The sequence below is a fragment of the Pseudomonas sp. SWRI18 genome (genome assembly GCF_014268345.1).
Taxonomy (GTDB): domain Bacteria; phylum Pseudomonadota; class Gammaproteobacteria; order Pseudomonadales; family Pseudomonadaceae; genus Aquipseudomonas; species Aquipseudomonas cedrina.
The window spans coordinates 1-16,196 of sequence record NZ_JACCQQ010000032.1 but is presented as its reverse complement, the minus strand read 5'-3'; the positions used below and the strand labels follow the sequence as shown (position 1 = coordinate 16,196).

Genomic DNA, 16,196 nt, shown 5'->3' with positions numbered 1-16,196 from the left:
GTGTTACTGAAGCAGCTTCAGTACAGCGGATGGCAGCTGGTTAGCCTGCGACAGGATCGCGGTGGAAGCCGATTGCAGGGTTTGTTGCTTGGTCAGCTCGGCGGTTTCGGAAGCGAAGTCGACGTCCTGAACAGTGGAGCGTGCAGCGGTGGAGTTCTTCTGAATGTTCTGCAGGTTGTCTGCAGTAGTAGTCAGACGGTTCTGGGTAGCACCCAGGCCCGAACGAACACCGTCGATGGTGCCGATGGCTTTGTCGATGACAGCCAGGGCGTTCTGGGCCTTGGTGGCGTCGGTCACGTCGGTTTGAGCGATGGTGGTTTTGGCCGACGACACGGTAGCGGCAGAGAACAAGTCCGACACACCCGCAGCAGCATCGCTCAAGGAGTAGCCTTTAGCCGAGTCGAGGGAGACCTGACCGGTCACAACGATCGCCGCAGCACCCAATGCAGCTGGGGTTGCGAATGCACCTGCGCCATCTTTCGCGCCAACCAGGATGTTGGTCTGAGCGTTGGCATCAGCGCCAGCGAACGACAGGTTTTCGCCGGAATCCGACTTAACCGACAGGCTCTTGTTAGCTTCGTCGTAGTTGACGCTGATACCCAGCTTGGCAGCGTTGGATTTCAGTTGGTCAGCCAGACCAGCCAGGTCGGTAACGCCCACGAAGCTCACTGCACCGCTAGAACCTACAGCCAGGGTGAAGTTCGACGGAGTTGCAGCACCCACTTCCAGCTTTACTTCAGTGCTGGCGGTAGCGGTCAGGCCGCCGATAGAACCGTTCAGGCCGGCAGCGATGTCTTTTGCCGAGGCAGCAGCAGCGTAGTTAACGGTTTTGGTTTGGCCATTACCGGTAACAGTGATGGCGCCGCCAGCCAAGCCAGTTGCGCTAGGCACGATGGCTTTGCTTTTGACTTGCTGCGAACCAATGGTGCTGGCCGAAACGTTTTCCAGGCTCAGGTTGATGGTTTCGTTAGCGTTTGCGCCAACCTGGATGGCTTTGGTACCGTACGAACCGTCCAGCAGCTTCTGGCCACCGAAAGTAGTGGTTTGTGCGATACGGGTCAGTTCCGAAGTCAGAGCCTGGTATTCGTCGTTGTTCGACTTACGGTCGTCAGGGCTGAGGGAACCAGTTGCCGAGGACAGAGCCAGGGTACGCATTTTTTGCAGGATGTCGGTCGAAGCCTGCATCGCGCCTTCAGCGGTCTGAGCGATCGAGATACCGTCGTTCACGTTCTTGACTGCTTGGCCCAGGCCGTTGATTTGGCTGGTCAGGCGGTTAGCGATCTGCAGGCCGGCAGCGTCGTCTTTAGCGCTGTTGATACGCAGGCCGGACGACAGGCGCTGCATGGAAGTGGCCAGGGCGCCGCCGGCTTTGTTCAGGTTGCCCTGAGTAGTGATCGAAGCAATGTTGGTGTTTACTGTTAAAGCCATGACGAAATCCTCGTTGGATGGATACTGCGGCTTCCGGCCCTGGCAACCGCCGGGTGTGGCCTGAGAACCTACGTAATAGTTATCGTCGTGGTAGCCGGTTGCTTGAGGGTTTTTTTGAAATTTTTTACTAGCACCGTGCCACCCCTTGCATTTCAATGGGTTACAGCGGCCCAAAGCCCCGGTTTCATTGGCTTTTCTGGCGCCAATAAAAAAACGCCGATGATCTGGCGATCATCGGCGTTTTGTTATTTGAGCGTTTAACCCGTCACGGACGGTAAAGAATCGCCGAACCCCACGACAGGCCCACGCCAAAACCGCTGATGGCCACGCGCTTCCAGGTGGCGTCCATCACGTGCTTTTCCAGCAGCAACGGAATGCTCGACGACACGGTGTTGCCGGTCTCGACCATGTCCTTGATGAACTTGTCCACCGGCGCATCTTCGAAACGCCGCGCCACGGCGTCGACAATGGCCGCACTGCCCTGGTGGATGCAGAACGCATCGATCTCATCGGCCTTGAGATTCGACTCATTGAGCAGCTCGTGCAGATGCGCGGGCACCTTGAGCAAGGCAAAGTTGAACACTTGGCGGCCGTTCATGAAGAACACACCGTTGCTGACCTTAAGGTGCGGCGCGCCGGAACCGTCGGTGCCGAACTTGGCTTTGCCCAGCAACCACGGCGCGTCTTCGCCCATCCAGGTGGCGGTGGCGGCATCACCAAACAACATGGTGGTGTTGCGATCTTCCGGGTCGACGATCTTCGAGTACGGGTCGGCGGTAACCAGCAGGCCGTTTTTCAGGCCGGCGGCTTCCATGAAGCCCTTTATCGCGTAGATGCCGTAGACGTAGCCGGAGCAGCCCAGGGAAATATCAAAGGCCGCGACATGGGTCGGCAGGCCCAGTTTGTCCTGGACGATGGCCGCGGTGTGGGGCAAGCCCTCTTCATCACCGTTCTGGGTGACGACGATCAGCGCGTCAATCGACTCGCGCTTCAAATCGGGGTTGTTGGCAAACAAAGCGTTGACCGCCTCGACACACAGATCGGAGGTTTCCTGCGCGGCTTCCTTGCGCGGCAGGAACGCCGAACCGATCTTGCCAATGATGAATTCTTCATCCTTGGCGAACTTCGCACCCTGGGCGTAGTTATCGATACCGTCTGCCGGCACGTAACTGGCGATGCTTTTTATGCCAATCATTGTGGCTTCCCAATACTAAATAGCTGGAGAACACCCCAGGGCCTGCGCCCGGAGTGCTGACAATAAAGGGGATAACCCCATAAAAATCTCGCTGAAAGCCGTCCCGCAAGGATCCTGTGACGACTTATCCTTTTCACACGATACAGTGAAGATGCGCTTTATGACCCGCAGGTCACCTAATTGTGTGTGCTTTATGCAAAACCTTCAAACAATTAAACCCCGCAAACGACAACGGCCCGCCCTGTTTCCAGAGCGGGCCGCTTGACGTAACGCCGCTTACATCTTGTTGAACAGGCTCAACTGCGAGATTTTCACGAAGGCCAGCTGCGAGGCTTCCAGCATGGTCTGCTGCAGGGTCAGGTTGATCGCCGCTTCGCCCATGTCGATGTTCGCCAGGGCACTCATCGTCGTCTTGTTGGCCAGGCCCACGCTTTGGTTCTCGGAGGCCTGCACATCTAGCGCGTTCTGCCGAGCACCGACGGAGCCGCGCACGTTGTCGACCTGGTCCGCCGAACTGGTCAGGTTACTGACCGCGGCGTTCAAGGCGTCCTGCAGCTTCACCCGGGCACCGGGAATGCCATCGGCCGGCAGCTCCAGGGCTTTGCGCAACTGGCTCAGGGTGTCGAGGGCGCTCTGGGTTTTCTGGGTGCTGGCGCCGACCGAAAACTGATCGCCGACCGCAGGCGCGGCACTCAGGCCAAAGGTCACGCCGGCCGCCGTGATGGAATTGGGCGTGGTCGTCGTGTCGATGACGCCCGAGTCAATCGCCTTGCTGTTGGCGCTGTACGGCTGCGTAAACACCTGGAACGCCGACGGGTCGGTGTCGCTGAACTTGATCAGCACGCCGCTGTTGGCGGGAAAGGTGCTGGCATATTTGGCCGGGCTGCTGATGGTGGCGTTGGTCAACTGGGTCGCCGAGGTGTTGCTCGCGGTTCGCGACACGTTGAACACGTCCGGCTTGGCCGCCAGGCTGAACTCGCGGCCTGCAACCATCGCATCGGCAACCGGTCCGGTGGAAATGTCGGTGAGGTCGACGGCAATATCGAACTTGACCCCGCGCAGGTTGATGCTGGCGCTGCCTTCTTTGGTAGAGTCGAACGTGCCGTTGCCTGGGAGCTGCGACGTGATGTCGTTGTTGTCTTTGTCGCGCACCACGTATTGGGTGCTGCTGGTGAACGTCAGCTTGTAGGGCTGGCCGTCGGCGAACGACTTGGTGTAGTCGATACCCGAGGTCACCAAACCGGCCGAAATGGAGACTTTTTTGTCATCCACCGCAGACGGCGTGGTCGCAGGTGGCACCGGTGCCGGCGTGGTGTACTGGGTCTGGGTGCGACTGTTGTTGGCCGCCCCTTCCAGAATGCTCTTGCCGGTGTCGCCAGTGCGCACGCTCAGGGTTTCGGACACCTGCAGGCTCAGCTCGTTTTCGTCACCCTGATAGTTGTAGGTGCCGTCAATGTTGCGCGCGTACGGCGGGGTATCGGTCTTGGAGCCGGAAAACAGATAGTTGCCCGACGCATCCTTGCTGTTGAGCAAGCCCAGCAGTTGGTCTTCAAGGGCGCCCACCTCCACCGAGATGGATTTGCGGTCGGCATCGCTGGTCACACCACCGGCCTTCAGCGCCAATTGGCTGGCCGCCTGGATCGTCTGGGTGATCGCCTGCAGCACGCCTTCTTCGTTGGTCAGCGAGCTCTGAAGGTTGGTGATATTGCCGCTGAACTGCGCCAGCATATCTTTCTGCTGCTGCAGCATGAGCAAACGCTGCGCGGCCACCGGGTCATCCCCAGCGGTTTGCACGCGCACGCCAGAGCTCGCCTGCTCTTGCGCCTTGACCACACCGGAATAGTTGTTCTGGTACTTGGCGGCACTGGTGTCGAAATACTGCTGTGTAGAAATGCGCATCGTCCCAGACTCCCTTAAAGACTATTGATCAGCGTGCTGAAGGTTTCTTGCGCAGCCTTGATGATCTGCGACGACGCTGTGTAGTACTGCTGGAACTTGATCATGTCGCCCGCCTCTTCGTCCAGGTTGACCTGGGACACGGAGTTGCGCGCATTTTTGTTGGCCGCCAGCAACGCGTTGGTGGCAGTGGTGTCCGTGGTGGCCGCAGCGGCCTTGGCGCCTACCGTGGACACCAACTTGCTGTTGGCCCCCACCAGGCTGGTGCCGCCGGTGCCATCCAGCGCCACGCCCACGGTTGCTTTGGTTTGCAAGTTGAGCAGTTGCTGGGCGTTACGGTTGTCGGACTCGCCCGTGGCATTGAACGAAAACGTGGTGCTGTCACCCGGCGCCGGCGAACCCGCCACCGAGGTATCGAAGCCGAAGCTCTTGGCCGGCACCACCAGGGCACCGCTGGCATCTCGCATCGGCACGTTGATGGTGATCTTGTTCGCCTGCCCCGGGATGATGGTGCCGGAGCCGATCGGGTCGCCCTTGGCGTCATTCAGCGTATAGGCCTGGGTGCCGTCGGCCGCGGGCTTGGCAAAGACCATCTTCACCGGCATCGAACTTTCGATACCGACGCGCAGTTGCGCGGTATCGGCGCCGCCCTGGATATCCAGGGGCAGGGTCAGGGTCGGCGGGGTAAAGCTGCCGGTGCCCTGGTTGGTTTTACTGGCCTCCCCTTTCAACGGCGCGGCAAACGCAACCTTGTTCGGGTCGGTGAGGACGGTACCGATATCCTTGGCACCGCTGGCGGTCGGGCTGACCTTGAAGCTGTCGCCGACTTGCATCGGGCCGTTCTTGAGCTCCAGGGTAAAGCCGTCGATCACTGCGGGCGGTGTGGCGCTGATATCAAAGTTGCCCATGGCCTTGCCATCGGAGCGCAGCACGGTGACCTTGTTGAGGTCGGCCGGGTCGTTGAAGCTGACCTTGTAATCGAAGTTGGTCAGCTTGCTGGTGTCCTTGATCGTCACACCCAGGCTACCGGCACCCTGGTTACCCTGGGCGCCCACGCTGCGCAGGGCGACGGACGCCGCGTTGTTGATGTCCTTGAACATCGACGCACCGAACTCGCCGTTCAGGTCGAGACCCTGGCCCAATTGGCTGTTGATCGTGTCGGCAGTGACAATCGCAATGCGGCCCAGGTCATTGATGGCCGGCGTCAGGACATCGCTGCGATAGCGCAGCAAGCCGCCAATGCTGCCCCCACTGATCACGTTACCCAGGTCCATGGTCGTACCGCCGCCTGCGGCATTGAGCTGGATCGTGTACTGGCTGGCGTCGCTCTTGCTCGGTACGGCGGACAGGGTGTTGGACCGATCGCCCAGCACCAGGGATTGGCCGCTGCCGGTGCTGACACTGAACACGCCATTCTTTTCGCCGACGGTGACGCCGACCAGTTCATTGAGCGAACGCACGGCTTCGGCGCGCGCATCCAGCAGGTTGGCCGGCGTGGTGTTCGAAGAACCCTGCACCTGATTGATCTGTTTATTGAGAGAAGCAATCGACGTCGTCAGCTGGTTGACCTGATCGGTCAGGGAGGTCAGTTGGCTGTTGATGGTTTCTTTCTGCTGGCTCAACTGACTGGAGATCGAGTTGAACCGGTTGCTCAACGTCTGGGCGCTGGTCAGCAGGATCTGGCGGGTCGACGTATTGTTCGGGCTGGCCGAGGCGGACTGGACCGCGGCGAAGAAATCGCTGAGCACCGCCGACATGCCGGTGGTCTTGTCCGACAGCGTCTTGTCCACGGCGCTCACCTGGTCCAGGTACGCCTTGGCGTCAGCGTTGAGCGAGGTGCTGTTCTGGTAGGCCGCGTCGAGAAATTCGTTGTACACCCGGCGCACGTCCGCCAGGGTGGTGCCGCTGCCGATGAATACGCCGCCGAACGGATTCGACGCATTCGCGCTCTGGGTGGTCTGCTGACGCGAATAGCCCGCCGTGTTGGCGTTGGCGATGTTGTTACTCAAGACCGTCAACGATCCTTGAGCAGCGTTAAGCCCCGACATCCCGATATTGAGCAAACTCATGGTTCAGACCTTATAAATGTGTGGTTGCGCCAGCGGCAGCGTAATTCTGGTAACTGTCCATCGTTTTGGCGATCTGCGAAATCTTGCTGGCGTAGGCCGGGTCGGTGGCGTACCCGGCTTTTTGCAACTCGCGTACAAACTGTTCCGGGTTGTCGGCCGATTTCACAACATCTTTATAGCGATCATTGCTTTGCAGTAAGGTCACCAGGTCGTGGAAGCTGTCCTGGTAAGAGTTGTAGGAACGGAACTGCGCCGTTTCCTTGACCATCGCCCCGTCACGGAATTCGCTGGTGATCGCACGCGCTTTCTCGCCCTGCCAACTCTGGCCGGCCTTGATGCCGAACAGGTTATGACTGCTGGTTCCGTCCTGGGCGCGCATCACCGATTTACCCCAACCGGTTTCCAGCGCGGCCTGGGCCACCAGGTACTTGGGATCGACACCAATGCGCTTGGCGGCCGCTTCGGCCATCGGCAACATGGTGGCGACGAATTCATCCTGCGAACTGAAGGCTTTCTTCGCCGGCGCCAACGGCGGCTGGGCCACGGCGCGGCTGTAAATCTGCATGCGGTCGCTGGGCACGGCAACGCTGCGCGCAGCACTGTTGACCACATTGTCTTGCAAGGCGCTGTTGCGCAGCGGCGCGGCCTTGGCTTGCGTGGCTACCTGGGTGGTCGGCACGATGCCGGCGAGCAGGCGATCGGTCAGCTTGCTCGGCAAGGCGATACGGCGCTGGTTCATCAACTCCATATCGTTGCCGTGGGAGGCCGCGGCGCCAGCCTGGGGTTCAGCCACGCGGTACGCCCACAGCGGACGCTGGCCGTTGGAGCGACCCAGCGGGCCTTGAGCCTGGGTGCCGGCGGCTATTTCGGTCGGCACATCGGCCTTCTTCGCAGCCGTTGCCGCTGCCGGGCCCTGCAGGGTGGCGGCCTGGGCCTCCACCGGTTTGTTCTTTTGCATCTGGCGCATCAGCACGTCGGCCAGGCCGATACCGCCGCCTTCGCGGGACAGCGAGACCGCCAGTTGCTGGTCGTACATTTCCTGGTACTGCTTGGCCGCCGGGGTGTTCAGCGGGTTGTCCTTGCCCAGGGCGTCGGTGGCCGAACGCATGGACTTGAGCATCTCGTTCAAGAACAGCGATTCGAACTCCTGCGCCACCTTGCGCATGTTGCCTTCGCTGTTCTTGTCGTCGCCGACCTTGAGCTGGTTAAGCCGGTTCAAGTCGGAGTAGGACCCCGAGTCCGCCGTGCTGCTGATACCGCTCTTGCGCATGTCCATGGCCATGGCCTCAGATCACGATCAGGTCGGCTTGCAAGGCGCCGGCCTGTTTCAAAGCTTCAAGGATCGCCATCAAGTCGCCGGGCGCTGCGCCCACCTGGTTCACCGCGCGGACAATCTCATCCAGGGTGGTGCCGGGGCCGAACTTGAACATCGGCTTGGCTTCTTGCTCGGCATTGACGCGCGAACGCGGCACCACCGCCGTCTGGCCGTTGGACAACGGCCCGGGCTGGCTGACGATCGGGTCTTCGGTGATGGTCACGGTCAGGCTGCCGTGGGTCACCGCCGCCGGCGAGACCTTGACGTTCTGGCCAATCACGATGGTACCGGTGCGCGAGTTGATGATGACTTTGGCCACCGCCTGGCCCGGGTCTACCTCGAGGTTTTCCAGGATCGACAAGTAGTCGACGCGCTGGCTTGGATCCAGCGGCGCCGTCACACGGATCGAGCCGCCGTCGATGGCCTGGGCCACGCCAGGGCCGAGCATGTCGTTGATCTTGTCGACCACGCGCTTGGCGGTGGTGAAGTCGGAGCGGTTGAGGTTCAAGGTCAGGCTGTTGCCCTGGTTGAAACCGCTGGGCACGGTGCGTTCAACCGTGGCGCCGCCGGGAATACGCCCCGCCGACGGCACGTTGACGGTGATCTTCGAACCGTCGCGACCTTCGGCATCAAAGCCGCCCACCACCAGGTTGCCCTGGGCGATGGCGTAGACGTTGCCGTCGATACCCTTGAGGGGCGTCATCAGCAAGGTGCCGCCACGCAGGCTTTTGGAGTTACCGATGGACGACACGGTGATGTCCACCACCTGGCCCGGCTTGGAGAACGCCGGCAGGTCGGCACTGATCGACACCGCCGCGACGTTTTTGAGCTGCACGTTGCCCGAACCCGCCGGCACCTTGATGCCGAACTGCGAGAGCATGTTGTTGAAGGTCTGCAGGGTGAACGGGGTCTGGGTGGTCTGGTCACCCGTACCGCTGAGCCCCACCACCAGGCCGTAGCCGATCAACTGGTTGGAGCGCACGCCGGAGATGCTGGCGATGTCTTTCAGGCGTTCGGCCTGGGCGACGGCGCTCAGGCTCAGCAACAATGCGGCCGCCATCAGCTGTTTGAGTTTCAAAGTGGCCACCTAGAAAGGAAACAGCGGGCTGAGGAAGAAACGGTCGAACCAGCCAGGCTGACTCGCATCGGCGAAAGCACCGGTACCGGAATAGGTGATGCGCGCATCGGCGATCCGCGTGGACGGCACGGTGTTGTCGGTGGAAATGTCATCGGCGCGGACCATGCCCGCAATGCGCACCAGCTCGTCGCCGGTGTTGAGGGTCATCCACTTCTCGCCGCGTACGGCGATGATGCCGTTGGGCAATACATCCGCGACGGTCACGGTGATCGAGCCGGTCAGGCTGTTGCCCTGCCCCGCCGCGCTCTTGCCGTTGGTGGCGCGGTCGCCGCTGTAGCCGGCGTTCAGGCTCAGGTCACCATCGCCCAGCGGGTTATTGACGTTGGGCACGGCGCCGAACAACGAGGTCAGGCTCAGACCCGCCTTGCTGGTCTTGCCCACCTGGGAGTTGGCGTTCTTGCTGGCCTGGGTGCGCTCGTTCAGGGTGATGGTGATGATGTCACCCACGCGGAACGCCTTGCGGTCGCTGTACAGGTTCTGTTCGAAACCGGCCTGATAGATCGAGCCATTGTTGGCCGCCGCCGGCAGTGGCGTGCGCGGCAACACCGGCGCGTAGTACGGGTCATTGGGTTTCGGCGTCGGGGCGACACAGCCCGCGAGCACGGCGATCCCACTCAATGCCAGAACAGAAACAAAGCGATTCATGACCCTAACCTCACGGTGTTGCCGGCGCCCTCGAGGGCGCCCATAGACTTGATTACAGATTCTGCGTAACGAACGAGAGCATCTGGTCGGCGGTGGAGATCACCTTCGAGTTCATCTCGTAGGCGCGCTGGGTGGTGATCATGTTGACCATCTCCTCAACCGTGCTCACGTTGGAGGTCTCCAGGGTGCTTTGCAGCGTGGTGCCGAAACCGTTCAGGCCAGGGGTGCCGATTTGCGGCGCGCCGCTGGCGGCGGTTTCCAGGAACAGGTTGCCACCCATGGCCTGCAGGCCGGCCGGGTTGATGAAGTCGGCGGTCTGCAGGTTGCCGATCACCTGGGACGCCGGGTTGCCGGCCACGGTGATCGAGACGGTGCCATCGTTGCCGACGGTGAAGGTCTGCGCATCGGCTGGCACCACAATCGCAGGTTCCAGCGCGAAGCCGTTGGCGGTGACGATCTGGCCGTTGGAATCCAGGTGGAACGTACCGTCACGGGTGTAGGACGTGGTCCCATCCGGCTGCAGGATCTGGAAGAAGCCTTTGCCGTTGATCGCCATGTCCAGCGGTTGGCCGGTCTGCTGCAGGTTACCGGCGGTGAAGTTCTTCTGGGTGCCGACGATCTTCACACCGGTACCCAGTTGCAGACCCGATGGCAGCTCGCTGTCCTGGGTCGACTGGGCGCCAGGCTGGCGCTTGATCTGGTAGAGCAAGTCCTGGAACTCGGCACGGTCACGTTTGAAACCCGTGGTCGACACGTTGGCCAGGTTGTTGGAAATGGTGGTCAGGTTGGTGTCCTGGGCGGACAAACCTGTTTTGGCAACCCATAGAGCCGGAAGCATGCTGTTCTCCTCTGCGCGCCTGTTTGTTGGCGCCGCGTTACACAATTAGAATTCGGGGGTCGCCTGTCAGCTCATCTGCATGACGCGGGTCATGGCCTGGTCATCTTCCTTGGCGCTGTTCATCATCTTGATGTGCAGTTCGAACTGTTTGGCCAGCGCCAGCACCGCGGTCATTTCTTCCACCGCATTGACGTTGCTGGCCTGCAGGAAGCCCGAGGTCAGCGTGACGTTCGCGTCGGCTTGGGCCGGCTGGCCATCCTTGGTGTGGATGGTGCCGTCCAGGCCCTTGGTCATGTTCTTCAGGTCGGGCTGGACCAGCTTGATGCGGTCCACTTCAGCCATCACCCGTGGGCCTTCACCCATGGCGCGGATGCTGATGGTGCCGTCGGCGCCCACTTCGATCTTCTGCTGGGGCGGCACGGCAATCGGGCCACCGTTGCCCATGATCGGCATGCCGTTGCCGGCCCGCAGCACGCCCAGCGCGTCAACGTTCATGCTGGCGCTGCGCACGTAGGCTTCGCCGCCATCCGGGGTCTGCACGGCCATCCAGCCGTCGCCGCTGACGGCCACGTCGAGGTCGCGGCCGGTTTCGATCATGGCGCCCGGCGTGAAGTCGGTGGCCGGACGCTCGGTAAGGGCAAACGCCCGCGCCGGAAAGCTGTCACCGAACACCGGCATCGAACGCGCCTGTTCCAGGTCACGTTGGAAACCATTGGTGGAGATGTTCGCCAGGTTGTTGGCATGGGCCTTCTGCGCCAGCGCATTCTGGCTGGCGCCGGTCATTGCCACATAAAGGTACTTGTCCACGCTTCTTCCTCTTTCTGACGGACGCTTGCCGCCCACCGCTGTACTGATGAGGCTTAAGCAATTTGCGAACCAACTTTTAAAAAGGCGGTGAAGTGCAGGCGGGACGGGGGTTTGCGGGCAGGCATGGTGATTTAAGGGTTGGGTGAGAGTCGAAAAAACGGCGGACTACTGCCGCTTACGGCAAGCCCCGGTCTTGAAACCGACAAAGATCAACTGTGGGAGCTGGCTTGCCTGCGATTGCCGAGTGTCATATTGCTCATCTGTGACTGAATGACCGCAATCGCAGCATGTGTATCTACACAACTCCCAACGACTGAAAGGTATCCCTGTAGTGAGCGGGCTTGTCCCGCGCTGGGTGGCGAAGCCGCCCCAAACCAGGCGACTGTGTTCTATCTGAAACACCGCAGTGTTCTTATTGGGGCGGCTTCGCCACCCAGCGCGGGACAAGCCCGCTCACTACAAAGTTGTGTAGATACCCACGGCCATCGCAGGCAAGCCACCCACTTTTCAACCGCGTTCGGCTTTGAGAATTTCGTAATCGCGCAGCTTGTTGGCGATCGTGGTGTGAGAAACCCCCAACCGCTTGCCCAACTGCCGACTGCTGGGATGCTGCGCATACAAACTTTCCAATACCGCCTTCTCGAACCGACCAACGATCGCTTCAAGCCCTCCCTCCAGCGAAAAATCGCCAAGCGGCTGACGCACCCCGTAATCCGGCAAACGAATATGCTCAGCCTTGACCGTGCCGCCCTCGCACAGCGACACCGCTTGAAACAGCACGTTTTCCAACTGCCGCACATTGCCGGGCCAGTGGTAGTGGCTCAAGCGATCCATCGCGGCGGGCGCCAGCTTGGGCAATGGGCAACCGATCTGTCGGCTCGCCTGGTCGAGAAAGTGGTCAACCAAAGGCGACAAGCCATCCAGGCATTCGCGCAAAGGCGGGATGTGCAAGGACAGCACATTGAGCCGATGGTAGAGATCCTGGCGGAATTCACCCCGTGCGCAGAGTTCGGACAAGTCCACCTGGGTCGCACAGATCACCCGCACATCCAGGTACACCTCTTCATCACTGCCAACCCGCCGAAAGCAGCCGTCCTGCAAAAAGCGCAGCAATTTCACCTGCAAGCGCGCGCTCATTTCCCCGACACCGTCAAGAAACAAGGTACCGCCCGCCGTCAGCTCCAGCAGCCCCAGCTTGCCTTCGGCGCGAGCGCCTTCAAAGGCGCCCGGGCCGTAGCCGAACAGTTCGGTCTCGGCCATCGACTCGGGCAAGCCGGCGCAGTTAAGCGCCATCAACGGCGATTGCCCACGCGGGCTGGCCAGGTGGCAGGCGCGTGCCAGCAGCTCTTTGCCCGTGCCGGTTTCGCCTTCTATTAATAGAGGCGCATCCAGCGGCGCCATGCGTCGGGCTTCGCGGACCACGGCGGCCATGACCTTGGAGCTTTGGAAGATGCTGTCAAAGCCGCGCAGTTCCTGCTTGCGCACATTGTAGATGCGCTCACCCACGCGGTCGGCACGGTGCAGGGTCAGCACCGCACCGGCCATGGCCTCGCTGTCATCGTGTTCGGAAGATTGCAGCGGCGCGATGTCCGCCAGAAACACATCACCCTTGACCTTGACCCGCAGGCCATTGATTCGCGATTTGCTCGCTCGCACCAGCTCCGGCAAGTCGAAATCCTCGGCATAGCGCGACAACGGAATGCCCGGCACTTCATCCACCCGCACCCCGAGCAACTGAGCCGCGGCGCGGTTGGCGGCGACGATGGAGCCGCCCATGTCGATCGACAACACCGGGAACTCCAGGGCGCCGAGCAGTGCGTTGAGCTCCATGTGCCGGCGCTCGCTGGGCATCAGCCCTACCCTTTTCACGCCAAACACCCCGGCAATCGCCTCGAACTGCGGGCGCAGCGCCTGGAACTGCATGTTCACAAGGTTAGGGCAGTACAGGTAAATGGCGTTGCCGTGCTCACCGCCGACCTCGCCCCTGGCAACGTTGACGCCGTACTCCACCAGCAGGTTGAGAATGTCCCGCAGGATGCCGATGCGGTTCTGGCAGTGCACTTTGATACGCATGAAGAGGCTCGAAAGGTGGGTAGGCGCCGTGTCTTTTTGTCGCTGGGCGCAGATAGTCGTCAAGATTATGTGACAGTCCCGGGGGATTTCCCAGCCCAAGACCACGGCCATCCGCCTAAACGTAACGAATACTTTACGATAGCCGGTAATTCTTCCTACATGGCGGCTGTTCAGGCGGATGGAATCTTGCCGCGCACGGGTTATCAATAAGCCCATAGCAGGACATAACAAGAACGAATGCCTAGCAGGAGAGCCGTATGAAGCAGACGCAATACGTGGCCCGCGAACCCGACGCGCAAGGCTTTATCCACTACTCGCCGGAAGAACACGCGGTGTGGAACACCCTGATCACTCGCCAGTTGAAAGTGATCGAGGGCCGTGCCTGCCAGGAATACCTGGACGGCATCGATAAGCTCGGCCTGCCACATGATCGCATTCCGCAACTCGGCGAAATCAATAAGGTGCTGGCCGAGACCACTGGCTGGCAAGTCGCCCGCGTGCCTGCGCTCATTCCCTTCCAGACCTTTTTCGAGTTGCTCGCCGGCAAGCAGTTTCCCGTGGCGACCTTTATTCGTACCCGTGAAGAACTGGATTACCTGCAAGAGCCGGACATTTTCCACGAGATCTTCGGCCACTGCCCGCTGCTGACCAACCCCTGGTTCGCCGAATTCACCCACACCTACGGCAAGCTCGGCCTGGCGGCCACCAAGGAGCAGCGCGTCTACCTGGCGCGTCTGTACTGGATGACCATCGAGTTCGGCCTGGTGGACACGCCCGAAGGCCGGCGCATCTACGGCGGCGGCATTCTGTCGTCGCCCAGGGAGACGGTGTACAGCCTGTCCTCCGAGCCCGAGCACCAGGCGTTCGACCCGCTGGAAGCGATGCGCACGCCGTATCGCATCGACATCCTGCAACCGCTGTACTTCGTGCTGCCCGAACTCAAGCGCCTGTTCGATGTGGCGCAGGAAGACATCATGGGCATGGTCGAGCGCGGCATGCAGCTTGGGTTGCACGCACCGAAGTTTGCGCCCAAGCCCAGGGCTGCGTGAACCTCATATTTTGTGGCCAGGTGAGTCTTTTCCCTGGCCCCGCGTTGCTTTAGGGTGACGCCCACTGATCTTCAATCATTCGAATTCAGGACACCGCACATGACCACCTTGAACCAAGCCCACTGCGAAGCCTGCCGCGCCGATGCCCCGCAAGTCAGCGATGAAGAGTTGCCGGTACTGCTCAAGCAGATCCCCGACTGGAACATCGAAGTGCGCGACGGCGTGATGCAGCTGGAAAAGGTTTTCCTGTTCAAGAACTTCAAATTCGCCCTGGCCTTTACCAACGCGGTGGGTGAAATTTCCGAAGCCGAAGGCCATCACCCAGGCCTGCTTACCGAATGGGGCAAGGTCACCGTGACCTGGTGGAGCCACTCCATCAAGGGCTTGCACCGCAACGACTTCATCATGGCCGCGCGCACCGACGAAGTGGCCAAAGATGCCGAGGGCCGCAAGTAATGCACTTCGATGCCATTGGCCGCGTGCCCGGCGACCCGATCCTCGGGCTGATGGACCTGTACGCCCAGGACGCCAACCCGAACAAGTTCGATCTGGGCGTGGGCGTCTATAAGGATGACCAGGGCCTTACGCCCATCCTGCATGCGGTCAAACTCGCCGAGCAGCGCCTGGTGGACACCCAAGCCACCAAGACCTACATCGGCGGCCACGGCAATGCCGCGTTCGGCACACTGATCAGCGAACTGGTACTCGGCGCCGATTCCGCGCTGATCCGCGAACGCCGCGTTGGCGCCACCCAAACCCCGGGCGGCACCGGTGCGCTGCGCCTGAGCGCCGACTTCATCGCCCAGAACCTGCCCGGCCGTGGCGTATGGCTGAGCAACCCGACCTGGCCGATCCACGAGACCCTCTTTGCCAAGGCCGGCCTCAAGGTCAGCCATTACCCGTATGTGGGGGCGGACAATCGTCTGGACGTGACGGCGATGCTCGCCGCCCTGTCTAGCGTGCCGAAGGGTGATGTGGTGCTGCTGCACGCCTGCTGCCACAACCCGACCGGTTTCGACCTGTCCCAGGCTGATTGGCGCCAGGTGCTCGAGATCGTGCGCGAGCGCCAACTGCTGCCGCTCATCGACTTCGCTTACCAGGGCTTTGGCGATGGCCTGGAGCAGGACGCCTCGGCGGTGCGACTGTTTGCCGCCGAGTTGCCGGAAGTCCTGGTCACCAGTTCCTGCTCGAAGAACTTTGGCCTGTACAGCGACCGCGTCGGCGCGCTGATCGTGTGCGCCGCGGATGCCGAGAAGCTGACGGATGTGCGCAGCCAACTGGCGAATACCGCGCGCAACCTGTGGTCGACGCCGCCGGATCATGGCGCGGCAGTGGTCGCGACCATCCTGGGCGATGCCGAGCTGAAACAGCTGTGGAGCGAGGAAGTCGAAGCCATGCGCTCGCGGATTGCGCACTTGCGCTCAGGCCTGGTGGAAGCGCTGGCGCCCCACGGCTTGTCGGAGCGGTTTGCGCACATTGGGGCGCAGCGCGGAATGTTTTCCTACACCGGTTTGAGCGCCGAGCAGGTCAGGCAACTGCGCGAGAAACACAGCGTGTACATGGTCAGTTCCGGGCGGGCCAATGTGGCGGGGGTTGATGCGACGCGTCTTGCGTTGCTGGCTGAAGCCATCGCCGACGTCTGTAACATGTAGCTGACGAAACACAATAAAACTGTGGGAGCGGGCTTGCTCGCGAATGCGGTGTGTCAGCGAGTGCATCTGTAACTGACACACCGCATTCGCG

General features: G+C 61.2%; 13 protein-coding genes. 3 read left to right on the top strand and 10 right to left on the bottom strand.

The annotated features are described in order from the left end of the window. Positions 1 to 3 precede the first annotated feature (3 nt). The 10 genes from H0Z09_RS25205 to H0Z09_RS25160 all read right to left on the bottom strand — a co-directional run bounded on the left by H0Z09_RS25205 (position 4) and on the right by H0Z09_RS25160 (position 13,404). Positions 4 to 1,428 carry a flagellin gene (locus H0Z09_RS25205; protein ID WP_186694361.1) on the bottom strand — a complete coding sequence of 475 codons (1,425 nt, stop codon included), beginning with the start codon at positions 1,426 to 1,428 and terminating at the stop codon, positions 4 to 6. 265 nt (positions 1,429 to 1,693) lie between these two features. Then, positions 1,694 to 2,623, bottom strand: a complete 930-nt coding sequence (locus H0Z09_RS25200; RefSeq protein WP_186694334.1) for a ketoacyl-ACP synthase III — start codon at positions 2,621 to 2,623, stop codon at positions 1,694 to 1,696. Positions 2,624 to 2,899: 276 nt separating this feature from the next. After that, positions 2,900 to 4,522, bottom strand: a complete 1,623-nt coding sequence (locus H0Z09_RS25195) for a flagellar hook-associated protein 3 (protein ID WP_186694332.1) — start codon at positions 4,520 to 4,522, stop codon at positions 2,900 to 2,902. 14 nt (positions 4,523 to 4,536) lie between these two features. After that, the gene (gene flgK, locus H0Z09_RS25190; RefSeq protein WP_186694330.1) at positions 4,537 to 6,588 is read right to left on the bottom strand and encodes a flagellar hook-associated protein FlgK; all 2,052 of its coding nucleotides are present in this window, start codon (positions 6,586 to 6,588) and stop codon (positions 4,537 to 4,539) included. A 10-nt stretch (positions 6,589 to 6,598) separates the two neighbouring features. Beyond that, positions 6,599 to 7,864: a flagellar assembly peptidoglycan hydrolase FlgJ gene (flgJ, locus tag H0Z09_RS25185; protein ID WP_186694328.1), complete on the bottom strand. Its 1,266-nt coding sequence runs from the start codon at positions 7,862 to 7,864 to the stop codon at positions 6,599 to 6,601. 10 nt (positions 7,865 to 7,874) lie between these two features. Beyond that, positions 7,875 to 8,963, bottom strand: coding sequence for a flagellar basal body P-ring protein FlgI (locus H0Z09_RS25180; protein WP_076953109.1), 1,089 nt, complete (start codon positions 8,961 to 8,963; stop codon positions 7,875 to 7,877). A gap of 27 nt (positions 8,964 to 8,990) precedes the next feature. Then, complete coding sequence (gene flgH, locus H0Z09_RS25175) at positions 8,991 to 9,686, bottom strand: flagellar basal body L-ring protein FlgH (RefSeq protein WP_169376323.1); 696 nt, start codon at positions 9,684 to 9,686, stop codon at positions 8,991 to 8,993. Between the two features lie 52 nt (positions 9,687 to 9,738). Continuing rightward, entirely contained in the window at positions 9,739 to 10,524 is a 786-nt protein-coding gene (gene flgG / locus H0Z09_RS25170) for a flagellar basal-body rod protein FlgG (RefSeq protein ID WP_186694325.1), read from the bottom strand. 66 nt (positions 10,525 to 10,590) lie between these two features. Next, a complete protein-coding gene (locus tag H0Z09_RS25165) occupies positions 10,591 to 11,331 on the bottom strand; it encodes a flagellar basal body rod protein FlgF (protein ID WP_186694323.1) in 741 nt (246 codons plus the stop codon). 507 nt (positions 11,332 to 11,838) lie between these two features. Beyond that, positions 11,839 to 13,404, bottom strand: coding sequence for a sigma-54-dependent transcriptional regulator (locus H0Z09_RS25160; RefSeq protein ID WP_186694321.1), 1,566 nt, complete (start codon positions 13,402 to 13,404; stop codon positions 11,839 to 11,841). Between the two features lie 257 nt (positions 13,405 to 13,661). Here H0Z09_RS25160 and phhA point away from each other — a divergent pair, with 257 nt between their 5' ends. The 3 genes from phhA (at position 13,662) to H0Z09_RS25145 (ending at position 16,105) form a co-directional block, all read left to right on the top strand. Next, positions 13,662 to 14,453: a phenylalanine 4-monooxygenase gene (phhA, locus tag H0Z09_RS25155; protein ID WP_186694319.1), complete on the top strand. Its 792-nt coding sequence runs from the start codon at positions 13,662 to 13,664 to the stop codon at positions 14,451 to 14,453. Between the two features lie 99 nt (positions 14,454 to 14,552). Beyond that, a complete protein-coding gene (locus H0Z09_RS25150) occupies positions 14,553 to 14,909 on the top strand; it encodes a 4a-hydroxytetrahydrobiopterin dehydratase (protein ID WP_076952964.1) in 357 nt (118 codons plus the stop codon). Next, positions 14,909 to 16,105 (top strand): amino acid aminotransferase, encoded by a 1,197-nt coding sequence (locus H0Z09_RS25145; RefSeq protein ID WP_186694317.1) that lies wholly within the window; start codon positions 14,909 to 14,911, stop codon positions 16,103 to 16,105. Before H0Z09_RS25150 ends, H0Z09_RS25145 begins: the two co-directional genes overlap by 1 nt. The last annotated feature ends 91 nt before the right edge of the window (positions 16,106 to 16,196 follow it).